Here is a 12,931-nt window from a genome sequence, read left to right as displayed (position 1 = left end):
TATAGTATAATTTGATTGTGCTTTAGATTGACAATTCACTAATAGGATTGTTGTAATTAAAATAATTTGCTTAAACATTGTAATGTAGTTTTATAAAATTTACTAGTGCTAATAAGTTATTTATGATGCTTGTTTGAAGCGTTTTTTTAGTAATCTTTACTAATTCCTCAATAAAAAAACATTTAAAATGGTATATAAAATAGGAACGATAACATCTTTTGGACGAACTCCTGAATCTGTTTGATAATTTGTATTTGTAGATTTCATAACGATATTAATTGTTGCTACATCTTCATAAATATTTGGACTGAGTTCAGATTGTATCAGTATTATTTTAATGTTGTTTTCAATTTTTTCACTCACTCTCAAATAATCAACTTTATTATCATTATTTAAGTCAAGATTTGAGATTCGACCATTAGGATAATTCAATCTTCTTTCAAAATCTACTAAATCGGTTGTTTCGTCATAAATACGCGAAACTGCATTTAGGTCTAAATTTTCTTCTACATACGAGTTTTTTGGATAGACATTTACTCTTTGTGCGTGCATCGAAGAATGTATTAAGATAAGAAGGCTTATTAGTAGGATTGTTTTTTTCATGTTTTTTAGTTTGAGAGCTTATTAAATCCTCGAAATTGTTATCGCTTTAATTATTTAGATAATTTTATATTTTCGACTATTTTAGTTAATTCGTTGATATCATCCTTATTGGCGCCAATCATGGCAATATGTATCATTTCGTTCTCCGATAAATCAATAGCTCTTTCTTTTAGGAAGATTTTCGTATTTTCATTATCATAATAATTCCAATCTATTTCTTGTTTTAAAAAAGTTCCCTTAACAATTGTTCCTGGATATTTAAAGCCAAACTGTCTATAAAAATAACTTGGATGATTTCCGGAATAGATTACTATTGTTAAATCATCATCATTGTATCCGTTATATTTAGTGATTTTTGTTACTTTAAAATCATATGCCTGATCAACAGTGTAGGAATAATTTTTTGGCAGATCAATCTTGTATTGATACACTCCCATTTCTAATTGGATGTTTTGTACTCTGGCATTTAAATTGATCTTTCTATTTCCCTTAGATAATGTTGCAAAAACAGATTCAGTAAATTTCATGTAATCTTCTTTTTGATCATATGCTTCAGGAGAGATGTATGCAAGTATTTTAAACAAAGTTCCATCCTGTACTTTTACAACTAAGCTATTAACCAGCATGCCGCTACCTTCGGTGTTGGTTTTAGTAGGAGTTGAAAGGACAGAATAGATAGAGTCCTTATCAGTAAGTACTTTTCGATCATAGGTTAAAATTTCTCCTGTTCCTTTTTTAACATCGTCAAATAGATTCTTATCTCCTATTTTAAAAAGCTCCTTTGCAAAGAATACTACTCTTTTATCGCCATCATCATAGATGATTCTGCTTTCCTCATTATTATTTTTAGGTGCCGCCATAATGCTGGATGCTCTCGCTTCTTCTTTTGCAGTAGATGGAAAATTAAAAAATGCTTTGCCATTTAAAATCCCTATTTTTTGAGTTAAAGGTATTTTTTGAAGATTTTGTGCAAATGTAAAACCGCCTGTTAAAGCTATTATAACCGATAGGGAAGCAATCTTTTTCATAAAAAATAATGTTGATTTTAATAAAACAAAATATAATCTTAAACTTACTTTTCAATAATTTTATTTAGTTTTTTACTTGTTAAAATTTATATAAAACATTTCCAATTATCATGCCACAAAAACTATAATAATGATTTGAATTATTAGAAATAATTGTATTTTAGCGTTAACCAAATTTTGATTTATATGAAAAAACTAGTTTTGTTTTGTGGTATTTTTATTTTATTGATGTCTTTTAGAACATTTAATTATAAACCTCAGGTTTTTAATAGTGGCTTTACATCAATGACTGTAGATACTTTGTTTAAAGATAGAATTAGTATAAGAGCAATTGTAATAGATAAAAATAAAGTTTGGTACGGTGCAGATAATTCTCGTTTTGGATATTACGATTTAGACAAAAGAGAAAAATTTGAAGAACATATTTACCGTGATACTTTAAAATTGGAATTTAGAAGTATCGCTCAGACTTCTAAAGATATTTTTCTTCTTAGTGTTGCCAATCCTGCTTTGCTTTATTCTGTTTCAAAAAAAGACCATAAAGTAAAACTCGTTTACAAAGAGATAAATGAGAAAGTTTTTTACGACAGTATGCAGTTTTGGAATGATAAGGAAGGAATTGCAATTGGTGATCCGACAGAAGATACTTTTTCTATTATTGTTACCCGTGATGGCGGTGAAACTTGGACTAAATTATTGTCTGATAAATTACCCACAAATGCTACCGGAGAAGTTGCTTGTGTACCAGCAATACTAATATTGTAATAAAAGGAAATGAGACTTGGCTGGTTTCTGGTGGTAAAAAAGCACGTGTTTTTTACTCTGCTGATAAAGCAAAAACTTGGAAAGTAATTGAAACGCCTATCGTACAGGGAAAACAAATGACAGGGATTTTTACCGCTGATTTTTACGACTCTAAACACGGATTTATTGCTGGAGGGGATTATGATCTTCCTACTAAAAAAACTGATAATAAAGCTTTTACCGAAGATGGAGGTAAAACTTGGAAATTAATAGGCCAAAATTTAGGATTTGGTTATGCGTCCTGCATACAATATGTTCCAGGCGGAAGCAGCAGGGAAATTATTTGTGTTGGTTCTGAGGGAATACAATACTCTCAAAATGGTGGCGAAAACTGGACACAATTGTCTACAGATTCAAGTCTTTTTACCATTCGTTTCGTCAATAGAAATACTGCAATTGCGGCTGGATATAATAAAGTTGTCCGACTTAACTTTAAATAAAATAATAAGAACCCTAAATAATAAAGTAAGTATTATTATATAGGGTTCCTATCGCTGTTGTTTCGTTTTGAGCTTAATCTTTACCAGCCTTATCTCGATATTGCTGTAGTAACTTTCGATTAAAATCGTCTTCAGATTTTTTAAGCTTTAATATTTTTTTAGCAGAAAGTATCTTTTTCAAACTAGCCATATATTTTTCGCGAAGTGAATAGAGCTCTTTATCTGTGCTTTCTATTTGAGATAATAATGTTACAGCCTCTTTTTCAGAAAGATTGTTGATGTTATCATCGTTTAATTTTCGCAGATAAGTTTTCATCTTCAAATGCTTTAAGTCAAATTGCTTGTCGTCGTAAGCATTATAAATAGGCCAGAATTTTTCTGCTTCTGTAGAAGTTAATTCTAATTCTGTTGTTAAAAAAGAAACTTTAAAAGCTTTAATTTTTTCACGCTTTTCATCTATTTTTCCAGTTTGTGCAAAAAAGGAAAAACTTATCAGAAAGAGCAGGAGCGGTAAAATATTTTTTATTTTCATTGTTAAGTTAAGTTGAGTTAAGTTTAATTTAGTTTATTCTGAAATTAAATGTTCTATGTTTGGACTTGTAGATAAAATATCTTCTATAGTTTCATCTTCAAGTGTAATATCATTGTTTAGTTTTTCGATATCGCTGTCGTCTAATTTTTGAATTAAATCGTATTGGTTCAAATTAGATTGATAAGCCAAATACGTTTCCAGAGTCGCTTCATCAAGATCGTTCGATGTTGCATTGTAATTGTTTACGATCGGAATCATTAAAGCAAAACCAATTACTGCCGCAAATTGCTAAAAAGAATGATTTTTTACGTTTGTAAAATGGAATTACTTTTACTTCTTTTTCGTTTAACTGCTGTAAAATTTTCTCTGAAAAATCATCAAAATAATGCTCTGGAGTCTTAAATCCAGATTTTATTTTTGGTTCGTTTTCTAATTTAAATGTTTTCATAATACCTATAAGATAGTTTTAGTTACAAAAGGTTTAATTTGATGTAACATATAATTCGATTTTTTTTACTGCATGATGATAGGAGGCTTTTAAAGCTCCAACAGAAGTCCCTAAAATTTCTGCTATTTCTTCATATTTTAATTCTTCAAAATATTTCATTTTGAAAACCAGCTGTTGTTTTTCTGGAAGTGTTACAATTGCTTTTTGAAGTTTAATTTGAATCTCATCTCCATCAAAATAAAGATCAGCTTTTAAATTATCAATTGTTTTATTCTGCAGGTCTTCTGATGAAACACCGCTTAATTTTGCTTTTTGAGATAAAAAAGTCAAGGCTTCATTTGTAGCAATACGATACATCCAGGAAAAAAGTTTACTTTCACCTTTAAAGTTTTTAAGATATTGAAAGACTTTTACAAAAGTATTCTGCAAGACATCGTCTGCATCATCATGATTCAAAACAATGTTTCGAATATGAGAATACAAAGGTCTCTGATAATCAGACAGGAGTTTTTGAAACGCAAGCATTTTGCGTTTTAGGGTCTAATAATTGTTTTATAAATTCCTTCTCGTCTATCAAACTTTTTGTTTTGTAAACTTTCTTAATATAAGTTAGACCGAATTTAAAACAAAAGGTTTAATGAACCTTAAAATTTAGAATTCTGACTGTTCCTCTTCTTGTGCAGGAGTTGTTGTGGCTGGCGTTGGAGCGACTGGTTTTTTCTGTACTGGTTTTGGTGCCGGTTCTGCTTGTGGTTCTGCCTGCGTTTGGGTTTCTGGCGAATAAACAGGTGTAGTAACTACAGGTTCAACTTTAGGTTTAATTGGGAAATAAATTTCTGTTACTAACTTCGAAGAGCCTTTTACATCCAATTTACTAAGCGCCCAGATTTCCAGATGTGACCAGCCTAATTCCGGAATTATTTTTTCATTGTTGATGTAAGCAGTTGTTTTTGCAATAGCTTCATTTCTATGAGAGTAATCTCCAGTAAGCGTTGTTTTTACAGCGTCAAACCCGTTTAATTTTCCTGAAAGAATATCACTTCCAGAACTAATCGAAATTTCTTTATTGATTGGCAGACAGATTGAAATTTTTGCTAAACCAGTTTTAGTATCGTAAGTATGGTAAATAATAAAAGGTTTTCCGTTTGCAGATAATCCGTTAGTTTCACTAAAATGAATCAGCTTTGGAATTACAATTCTAGCATTTTTGTTTACTTTTTCTATTTCACTTGTAAAAGTCTGGCGGATATAAGGTGTTTCTGTTTTCTTAACTACTCCGTCAACTTTAACAGCATAAGTTTTGGTTTCGTAATCAAGATTTTTGTCAATATTTGCTAAGCTTTTTTCGTAAATAGTTCCAATAACTCTATCAGAACCTCCGTGTAATGCAGAGCATATATTTTAAATAAAAAACTCATCGTTCCTTTTCCTTTCCAGGTAACTTTAGTTTTTCCGTTTAAAGTATCTTTTAAAATCCAGCGTACATCAGCCTCTGTTCCGTCATATTTCATTTTTTGGTCAATACTTTCGCCTTCTTTTGTTTTAAGAGTAATCGCATTTCCTTTTCCATCAACACCATCCCAATAAAATGAAGCACCACTGCCACTTGTTTTGTTAGGGAAAGTCATTTGTATTGAAGGATCTTCAACCGACCAAGATTCAAAATCTTCGTAATTTCTAAAGTCATTAAGATAATTGTAAACCGTTGCGCGGGGCGAATTGATTACTTTACTTCTTTCTACATCAAAAATTCCTTTTTGTGTAGCTACAAAAACAGTAAGGGCAACAAGGCTTAATAACGCAAAAAGAAATAAATACTTAAGAATTTTCATTGGTAGATTGTTTGGTTTCGTAAAGTTATAAATTTTATCGTGAGTCTTACTAATAACCAATAATTATTAGGTTTTATTTTATTGCGATAAACTTTTAGATCAAAAAACGATTCTTTTGCTTTTGAAATAATTATCTTTTAAAGAAAATTTTAATCAAGAATAATATGGCGATAAACAGTAAAAAAACAAGTAATACTTTATAGTTTCCTTTGTAAAAGATTTTGTGCAATGCGAGATCTTTTCGATAAGCAAATATCATTACGATTACAAATGCAATAAAAAAACAAACTCCAAATATTAATTGTCCTTGACTAAACATAGCTTTTAAATTATTTTTGGCAAATTTAGAGAATTGTATACGATTTGCGGCTAAATTGCCTTTTCATTTACTTCATTTTTATTTTAGATTTATTCTGAAGTAACTTAAATTAGCAAAAAAAGAAACGATTATATGAAAAAACAACTTGATGCCGTAACCGAATTTCATACTGCTTTTAAAATTGGACACAGCACAGCGCCACTGGCCGATGTTGGATCTGAGAAAAAATTACTTCGTTATAATTTAATGAAGGAAGAAAATGAAGAATATTATGAAGCGGTTCAAAATAATGATTTAGTTGAAATTGCTGATGCATTAGGAGACATGATGTATATTCTGTGCGGTACAATTATAGAACATGGTCTTCAAGATAAAATTGAAGCGGTTTTTGATGAAATCCAACGCAGTAATATGAGTAAGCTCGGAGAAGATGGCAAGCCAATTTACCGTGAAGACGGAAAAGTAATGAAAGGGCCAAACTACTTTAAACCTGATTTTTCTAAATTATTGTAAGAGCAGATTTTTGATAAATAATCTAAAACACATAGAATCATAGATTTTTATACCTAAAAAAGACTGCAAAAAGAAACTAGTTTCTCACACATAGCAATGTTGCACTAATGTGAGTGAAACGCCTTTTTATAAAGTGTCAAAAAGCTATGTTTCTATGTGTTTATATATTAAAAAAAAACAAAACCCGACAACTATTAAGCTGTCGGGTTTTTTATATCTAATGTTTGTCTTTTGCTTATTGAACTTTAACTGTCCATCCAAAAGTATCCTCAGAAAGTTTGTTTTGAAGACTTGTTAGTTTTTCTTTTAATAATGAAGCATATGAATTCTCGATTGGAGTCATTTCATAATATTCATCTTGATAAGAGAAACCTTTAATTACGCTGATAACAGCAAGCAGTTCCAGCTCCAAAAATTTCTTTTAAAGATCCGTTTTTAGCCGCTTCAACTAATTCTGTTACAATTACAGGACGAACATCTACATTAAGACCTTCTTTCTTTGCCATTTCAATTAAACTTTTTCTGGTAATACCATCTAAAATTCTTTCGCTTGTTGGAGCAGTTAATAAAGTGTCATTAATTCTAAAGAAAACGTTCATTGTTCCTGCTTCTTCTAATTTTGTATGCGTTGCATCATCAGTCCAGATAACTTGTTGGAAACCATCTTTGTTTGCTAAGTTAGTTGGGTAAAATTGCGCGACGTAGTTACCAGTCGCTTTTGCGAGCACCAATTCCACCATTTGCGGCTCTACTATAATGTTCCGCAATAATTACTTTTACTTCGCCAGAATAGTAAGATTTTGCCGGAGAAAGTAAAATCATGAATTTATATTCATCAGAAGGATTTGCAACAACACCAGCGCCTGTAGCAATCATAAACGGACGGATATACATACTTGCTCCGTTTCCTCTTTGAATCCAGTCTTTGTCTAATTTCAATAATTCATTCAAACCATCCATAAAAATAGATTCTGGTACTTCTGGCATTGCCATTCTTACTGCAGAATTATTAAAACGTTTGTGGTTTTCATCTGGTCTAAACAACCAAACATCGTTATTGTCATCTTTATAAGCTTTCATTCCTTCAAAAATAGCCTGTCCGTAATGAAAGACTTTTGAAGACGGATCCATTAAAACTGGAGCGTAAGGTTTAATGACAGGATTTTGCCATTGTCCGTTTTTAAAATCGCATTCGAATAAATGGTCTGTAAATACAGCACCGAAACTTAAGTTATCAAAATCTACTTCGTTTATTTTTGTAGAAGCGACTTTGATGATTTCAATTTTGCCTGTTTGAGTTGTACTCATAGTTATGTAAGTTTTTTGCGATATATTTTCACTATAGTGTATTCAAGTGATGATATCATGTAAAATAGAATTTATTAAATGCAAAATTAAATAAAATTATGTAAAAAGCTTAGAGAAAATTCATTATTTGCGACTATAAACTGAGATTTATTTATCCTATAATAAACTGAAATATTTAATTCGTTTTTATAAAGAATTTATGAAAAAAGTATCGATTTTTAAGGCTTTACGCATTAGATTTGACTAAATTTGAATATTAAAATGGCTTGTAAATCAACAAAAAGCTATTGTAAATTTCGAAAAAAGTGAAAAGGGAAATAATTAAAACGTTAGACGGCTCAACTACAATTCATTTGCCAGAATGGGACGAATGTTACCATTCTAAACATGGTGCCATTCAGGAAGCAAAACATGTATTTATTAAAAACGGACTTTCATTATTTGATAAACCTATAAGTATTCTAGAAATTGGTTTCGGAACAGGTTTAAACGCATTTATTACTTTTCTGGAGTCTGTTCGAAAAGAGCAAAATATTGATTACGTTGGAGTCGAAGCGTATCCAGTAGATGCTGATGAAATTTTAGAAATGAATTATACTGCAGAACTTGAAGCATTGGAATTTGAGAACATTTTTGAAAAAATGCATAAAAGTGAATGGGGAAAAAAGGTAGAAATTTGCGATCGGTTCTTGTTAACCAAAAGGAAACAATTTTTTCACGAAATAAACGATTTTGAAATTTTTGATTTGATTTACTTTGACGCCTTCGGATATAGAGTGCGACCGGAGCTTTGGAGTACTGAAATTTTTCAAAAAATGTATAATAGTTTAAAACCAAATGGAGTTCTTGTGACTTATGCGGCCCGCGGAGTTGTTAAAAGAAGCATGATCGAAGTTGGGTTTACTGTAGAAAAATTGGCAGGTCCTCCAGGAAAAAGAGAAATGTTTAGAGCGACTAAAATTGTTTAAATGAATTATTTAGAATTGTTCTATATTGATTTATTTGTTTTAAGAAAACGGTTTCGTTGCTAAATTTTTTAAAAAAATAAGTTAAAATAGATGCTTATGAATGATATTTGTTTACATTTGTTGCGAGTTTAAAAAATAGATAACCCCCGAAAATCTTATTTTATTATGTCAAAAATGATGTTTGATTACACGAAATCAATACTTGAGAGAGTAAGTTTCGACCCGGTACTTTTCTGCAAAGAGTTAGAAAAAGCTATCAAAACCCTGTTACCATACGAAATGGAACAATTGCAAGAATGGTTATTAAATTTTATTATTGAAAAACCAGAATTAAAACAAAGTCTGCGACTAATTAAAGTATAAAAAAAGGAGCCAAATTGGCTCCTTTTTTTATGGCTATTTTTTTTGTAGCGGACTTATGATTTGAACATTTTGAAAAACAATTGCGCCTTTTACAACGCCGGCAATTGTAGATCTGATTGCGTCAATAATCTGCATTTTTAATTCGCTCTTTGGGTAAATCAAACTTACCTCTCGAGCTGGTTTTGGTTCCTTAAAATTTCGTAGTTTCAGTTTGTCGGAATCTTTTAAGTCTAAGGTGTGCAAGTACGGAAGTAACGTTGTGCCAAGGCCTTCGTCTGCCAATTTAATCAGGGTTTCAAAACTACCGCTTTGAATCTGGAAATTATTTTGTTCGACGTCAGATCCATTTTTGCACAAATTCAGAATTCCGTCTCTAAAACAGTGTCCGTCTTGGAGCAGTAGAATTTCATTTAAATTTAAATCGGCAACTTCGATTTCTTCCTTTTGAAAACTAGCATGATGCTCAGGAATATACGCTACAAATGGCTCAAAGTACAAAACAATTTCCTTGATTTTTTCATCTTCGAGCGGTGTCGCGGCAATCGCAAACATCTAGATGTCCGTTTTTTAGTTTTAGAATAATTTCGTCTGTGTTAAGCTCTTCGATTAAGAGTTTTACTTTCGGATATTTTTTAATGAAATTATTTAAAAACATGGGCAGTAGAGTAGGCATGATGGTTGGAATAATGCCTAAACGAAATTCTCCTCCAATAAAACCTTTCTGCTGTTCTACAATATCTTTAATACGGTCGGCCTCGTTTACTATATTTTTAGCCTGATTCACTATTTTTTGACCAATATCAGTAAGCTGAATTGGTTTTTTACTTCTGTCGAAAATTAATATATTAAGTTCTTCTTCAATCTTTTGGATCTGCATACTTAACGTTGGTCGCGTTACAAAGCATTTTTCTGCGACAAGTGTGAAGTTTTTATGCTCAGCAACTGCTAAGACATATTGTAATTGGGTTATAGTCATATCAATAGTAAATTTTGATACAAAAATAAGAAAATATAATTTTTATTTATATAAAAATTATCAAACTTACTTTAAATTTGTAGTAAATTAGTGTAAAAAATTAGATTATGAAAACAAATATTTTAGGATTACCTGTAAAAGAATCAGAATTATTAGTAAAAGAATTGAATGTGTTATTATCAAACTTTCAAGTGTATTATCAAAACTTAAGAGGAATTCACTGGAACATTCGAGGAAAACGTTTTTTTGACTTACACGTAAAATTTGAAGAATTATACACAGATGCACAACTAAAAATAGACATGATAGCCGAGAGAGTTTTGACAATTGGCGGTACACCATTGCATACTTTTGAAGACTATATTCAAAATAATAAATTAACTGTTGGTAAAAACATTTCGAATGATGAAAAAGCAGTTCATTTAATTGTTAACTCTTTATCGGATTTATTGAAAATTGAAAGAGAGATATTAAACAAATCTGATGAAATTAGTGATGAAGGAACCAATTCTATGATGAGTGACTTCATTGCTGAGCAGGAAAAAACAATTTGGATGATGAATGCTTGGTTAGAAGAGACTCTTTAAGAGATTGTTTATTAATGAATTAAAAGCAGAACGGCATTAAAATTGCGTTCTGCTTTTTTGTTTATGTTAAATTTCTATGAAAATCGCTTTGTTTTTATTTGTTTAACGCTATTTTTGTTTCGATGAAATTACTAGCTCGCATATTATTATTCATATTTATTGCTTTCTTATCGACCCCGACGATTGTTCAGGCGATAAAGAAAGGGAATAATACGGCTGTATCTTTTAGTATAGCTGAAGAAGAAGTGCATAAAGAGCTTAAAAATGTAATGCATCCCTCAATTCTTGAGCATGAAGTTATAATTCCGGTTTATATCGAGAAAAAAACTATCCTATCTGAAAATATTGTAAAACTTGACAATATTTCTCCGAGCATATTTGCTCCACCTCCCAACATAGCATAATACTTCCGATTATTTTGATCTTTAGCCGCATTTGAACAAATGGGGTAAATCTTTAATGAATATTTTTTTAGTGTTGTATTATGACAAAAAAAATCAATCTTTTTGCCAACCTTAAATCTGATTTTGCTTCAGGTTTAGTGGTTTTCTTGGTGGCCCTTCCATTGTGTTTAGGTATTGCAATGGCTTCTGGAGCACCATTATTTTCTGGAATCATCGCTGGTGTCGTGGGTGGTATTATCGTAGGATATTTAAGCCAGTCCCACATTAGTGTATCAGGTCCAGTTGCGGGGTTAACAGCTATTATTTTAACCGCAATTACCGATTTTGGAGCGTTCGATGTATTTTTAATGTCTGTTTTTATTGCTGGAATTATTCAATTAGCATTAGGATTTTTAAAAGCCGGAAGTATATCGAACTATTTTCCAACAAATGTAATTGAGGGAATGCTGGCGGGTATTGGAATTATAATCATCTTAAAACAAATCCCTCACGCTTTTGGCTACGATGCCGATTTTGAAGGCGATCAGGCATTTATACAAAATGATGGAAGTAATTCTTTTTCATTTTTGTTTGATGTTTTAAATCATATTCATTTAGGAGCTGTAGTTGTTTCTGCGGTTTCATTAGCCATTTTATTAGTCTGGGATAGAGTTCCTTTTCTAAAAAGAATAAAATTAGTTCCAGGTGCACTAGTTGCAGTTATCGCTGGAGTAGTTTTAAATGAAATATTTGTATCAACAGGAAGCACTTTGGCAATTGCAAAAGAACATTTGGTTTCTTTGCCAGTTCCAAAATCTTTTGATGAATTTAAATCAATTATAATTACACCAAACTTTGTCGCAGTTTCAAATCCGCAGGTTTGGGTAGTTGCTGTTACGATTGCCATTGTCGCTTCTATTGAAACACTTTTATGTATTGAAGCTTCTGACAGAATGGATGTTCAAAAAAGATATACCAATACGAATGTTGAGCTTAGAGCACAAGGTATTGGTAATATAATAAGTTCTCTATTAGGAGGTCTTCCTATGACATCTGTTGTGGTGCGTTCGTCAGCAAATAACAATGCTGGGGCAAAATCTAAAATGTCTGCCATTATTCATGGTGTACTTTTATTAATAAGTGTATTATCAATTCCAGCAATTTTAAACAAAATTCCTTTGGCAACATTGGCGACAGTTTTAATTTTGGTTGGATATAAATTAGCAAAACCAGCAACCTTTATGCATTTCTGGGAAAAGGGGAAATACCAGTTTGTACCTTTTATTGCAACTTTGGTCTTTGTTGTTGCGACAGATTTGCTAAAAGGTGTTGCGTTAGGAATTATTATTAGTATTATTTTTGTTTTGAGAGGAAACTTAAAAAGAGCTTATGTCTTCAAAAAAGAACAATATGAAGATGGTGATATTATCCACATCGATCTAGCGCAAGAAGTTTCATTTTTAAACAAAGCCGCAATTAAGCAGACGCTGAGTGAAATTCCTGAAAATTCAAAAGTAATTATCAATGCACATGACACCGAATACATTGCACACGATGTTTTAGATTTGATTCGTGAGTTTAAAGAAACCAGAGCAATTGATGAAAATATCAAAGTAAAACTAAAAGGTTTTAAAGCAAGCATACGAATTAGAAAACACGCCTGATAATAGCAACCACGTTACTATCGAGCATTATTATGATGTGGCAAAACGAGAAGTGGTTCAAAAAGAAGTTGTTAAAGGAGAATAAAAAAAATAGGTTTTCTGAGGCAGAAAAAATGTCTAAATTTAGGTAACTTTACATCAAGTTCATTTTTTGAGACTATTA

13 protein-coding genes and 4 pseudogenes are annotated in these 12,931 nt (G+C 31.2%); 8 read left to right on the top strand and 9 right to left on the bottom strand.

Annotation, left to right across the window (positions count from 1 at the left end; all coding sequences use genetic code 11):
- Window positions 1-159 precede the first annotated feature (159 nt).
- Together ACZZ95_RS26520 and ACZZ95_RS26515 are read right to left on the bottom strand one after the other, a co-directional pair.
- Window positions 160-603 (bottom strand): hypothetical protein, encoded by a 444-nt coding sequence (locus ACZZ95_RS26520; RefSeq protein ID WP_463471378.1) that lies wholly within the window; start codon window positions 601-603, stop codon window positions 160-162.
- Between the two features lie 50 nt (window positions 604-653).
- Entirely contained in the window at window positions 654-1,631 is a 978-nt protein-coding gene (locus ACZZ95_RS26515; RefSeq protein WP_463471377.1) for a hypothetical protein, read from the bottom strand.
- 186 nt (window positions 1,632-1,817) lie between these two features.
- Between ACZZ95_RS26515 and ACZZ95_RS26510 the strand changes: the two genes are divergently transcribed.
- Window positions 1,818-2,396: a hypothetical protein gene (locus ACZZ95_RS26510; RefSeq protein WP_463471376.1), complete on the top strand. Its 579-nt coding sequence runs from the start codon at window positions 1,818-1,820 to the stop codon at window positions 2,394-2,396.
- On the top strand, window positions 2,369-2,875 hold the full coding sequence (locus ACZZ95_RS26505) for a WD40/YVTN/BNR-like repeat-containing protein (protein WP_463471375.1): 507 nt from the start codon (window positions 2,369-2,371) through the stop codon (window positions 2,873-2,875). The genes ACZZ95_RS26510 and ACZZ95_RS26505 overlap by 28 nt, the downstream gene beginning before the upstream one ends.
- A 73-nt stretch (window positions 2,876-2,948) precedes the next feature.
- Here ACZZ95_RS26505 and ACZZ95_RS26500 read toward each other — a convergent pair whose 3' ends face one another.
- From ACZZ95_RS26500 to ACZZ95_RS26480, 5 genes and pseudogenes are all read right to left on the bottom strand, one after another.
- Window positions 2,949-3,407 (bottom strand): sensor of ECF-type sigma factor, encoded by a 459-nt coding sequence (locus ACZZ95_RS26500; RefSeq protein ID WP_095951797.1) that lies wholly within the window; start codon window positions 3,405-3,407, stop codon window positions 2,949-2,951.
- A gap of 33 nt (window positions 3,408-3,440) precedes the next feature.
- Window positions 3,441-3,665 (bottom strand): hypothetical protein, encoded by a 225-nt coding sequence (locus ACZZ95_RS26495; protein WP_463471374.1) that lies wholly within the window; start codon window positions 3,663-3,665, stop codon window positions 3,441-3,443.
- A gap of 223 nt (window positions 3,666-3,888) precedes the next feature.
- Window positions 3,889-4,432 (bottom strand): annotated as a pseudogene (locus tag ACZZ95_RS26490) (RNA polymerase sigma factor).
- A 74-nt stretch (window positions 4,433-4,506) separates the two neighbouring features.
- On the bottom strand, window positions 4,507-4,725 hold the full coding sequence (locus ACZZ95_RS26485) for a hypothetical protein (RefSeq protein WP_463471373.1): 219 nt from the start codon (window positions 4,723-4,725) through the stop codon (window positions 4,507-4,509).
- Window positions 4,726-5,189: 464 nt separating this feature from the next.
- Window positions 5,190-5,687, bottom strand: a complete 498-nt coding sequence (locus tag ACZZ95_RS26480; RefSeq protein WP_463471372.1) for an SRPBCC family protein — start codon at window positions 5,685-5,687, stop codon at window positions 5,190-5,192.
- 451 nt (window positions 5,688-6,138) lie between these two features.
- Between ACZZ95_RS26480 and ACZZ95_RS26475 the strand changes: the two genes are divergently transcribed.
- On the top strand, window positions 6,139-6,519 hold the full coding sequence (locus tag ACZZ95_RS26475) for a pyrophosphohydrolase domain-containing protein (protein ID WP_095951793.1): 381 nt from the start codon (window positions 6,139-6,141) through the stop codon (window positions 6,517-6,519).
- Window positions 6,520-6,754: 235 nt separating this feature from the next.
- Here ACZZ95_RS26475 and ACZZ95_RS26470 read toward each other — a convergent pair.
- A pseudogene (locus ACZZ95_RS26470) lies at window positions 6,755-7,827 on the bottom strand (branched-chain amino acid aminotransferase).
- Window positions 7,828-8,132: 305 nt separating this feature from the next.
- Between ACZZ95_RS26470 and mnmC2 the strand changes: the two are divergent.
- Together mnmC2 and ACZZ95_RS26460 are read left to right on the top strand one after the other, a co-directional pair.
- On the top strand, window positions 8,133-8,795 hold the full coding sequence (gene mnmC2 / locus ACZZ95_RS26465; RefSeq protein WP_463471371.1) for a tRNA (5-methylaminomethyl-2-thiouridine)(34)-methyltransferase MnmC2: 663 nt from the start codon (window positions 8,133-8,135) through the stop codon (window positions 8,793-8,795).
- A gap of 165 nt (window positions 8,796-8,960) precedes the next feature.
- A complete protein-coding gene (locus ACZZ95_RS26460; RefSeq protein WP_463471370.1) occupies window positions 8,961-9,158 on the top strand; it encodes a hypothetical protein in 198 nt (65 codons plus the stop codon).
- Between the two features lie 33 nt (window positions 9,159-9,191).
- On the opposite strand, the pseudogene ACZZ95_RS26455 reads toward ACZZ95_RS26460, so the two are convergent.
- Window positions 9,192-10,134 (bottom strand): annotated as a pseudogene (locus ACZZ95_RS26455) (hydrogen peroxide-inducible genes activator).
- Between the two features lie 107 nt (window positions 10,135-10,241).
- Between ACZZ95_RS26455 and ACZZ95_RS26450 the strand changes: the two are divergent.
- The 3 genes and pseudogenes from ACZZ95_RS26450 (at window position 10,242) to ACZZ95_RS26440 (ending at window position 12,853) form a co-directional block, all read left to right on the top strand.
- The gene (locus tag ACZZ95_RS26450; protein WP_463471369.1) at window positions 10,242-10,721 is read left to right on the top strand and encodes a Dps family protein; all 480 of its coding nucleotides are present in this window, start codon (window positions 10,242-10,244) and stop codon (window positions 10,719-10,721) included.
- Between the two features lie 122 nt (window positions 10,722-10,843).
- Complete coding sequence (locus tag ACZZ95_RS26445) at window positions 10,844-11,125, top strand: hypothetical protein (RefSeq protein ID WP_463471368.1); 282 nt, start codon at window positions 10,844-10,846, stop codon at window positions 11,123-11,125.
- A gap of 80 nt (window positions 11,126-11,205) precedes the next feature.
- Window positions 11,206-12,853: pseudogene (locus ACZZ95_RS26440) on the top strand (SulP family inorganic anion transporter).
- Window positions 12,854-12,931: the final 78 nt, after the last annotated feature.

The organism is Flavobacterium sp. AC267, assembly GCF_979258715.1.
This window is presented reverse-complemented; position numbering and strand designations above follow the sequence as displayed.

Coding starts and splice junctions, on each gene's coding strand:
- ACZZ95_RS26520 (WP_463471378.1), bottom strand. CDS start 603: ATGAAAAAAACAATCCTACTAATAAGCCTTCTTATCTTAATACATTCT.
- ACZZ95_RS26515 (WP_463471377.1), bottom strand. CDS start 1,631: ATGAAAAAGATTGCTTCCCTATCGGTTATAATAGCTTTAACAGGCGGT.
- ACZZ95_RS26510 (WP_463471376.1), top strand. CDS start 1,818: ATGAAAAAACTAGTTTTGTTTTGTGGTATTTTTATTTTATTGATGTCT.
- ACZZ95_RS26500 (WP_095951797.1), bottom strand. CDS start 3,407: ATGAAAATAAAAAATATTTTACCGCTCCTGCTCTTTCTGATAAGTTTT.
- ACZZ95_RS26495 (WP_463471374.1), bottom strand. CDS start 3,665: ATGATTCCGATCGTAAACAATTACAATGCAACATCGAACGATCTTGAT.
- ACZZ95_RS26480 (WP_463471372.1), bottom strand. CDS start 5,687: ATGAAAATTCTTAAGTATTTATTTCTTTTTGCGTTATTAAGCCTTGTT.
- ACZZ95_RS26475 (WP_095951793.1), top strand. CDS start 6,139: ATGAAAAAACAACTTGATGCCGTAACCGAATTTCATACTGCTTTTAAA.
- ACZZ95_RS26460 (WP_463471370.1), top strand. CDS start 8,961: ATGTCAAAAATGATGTTTGATTACACGAAATCAATACTTGAGAGAGTA.
- ACZZ95_RS26450 (WP_463471369.1), top strand. CDS start 10,242: ATGAAAACAAATATTTTAGGATTACCTGTAAAAGAATCAGAATTATTA.
- ACZZ95_RS26445 (WP_463471368.1), top strand. CDS start 10,844: ATGAAATTACTAGCTCGCATATTATTATTCATATTTATTGCTTTCTTA.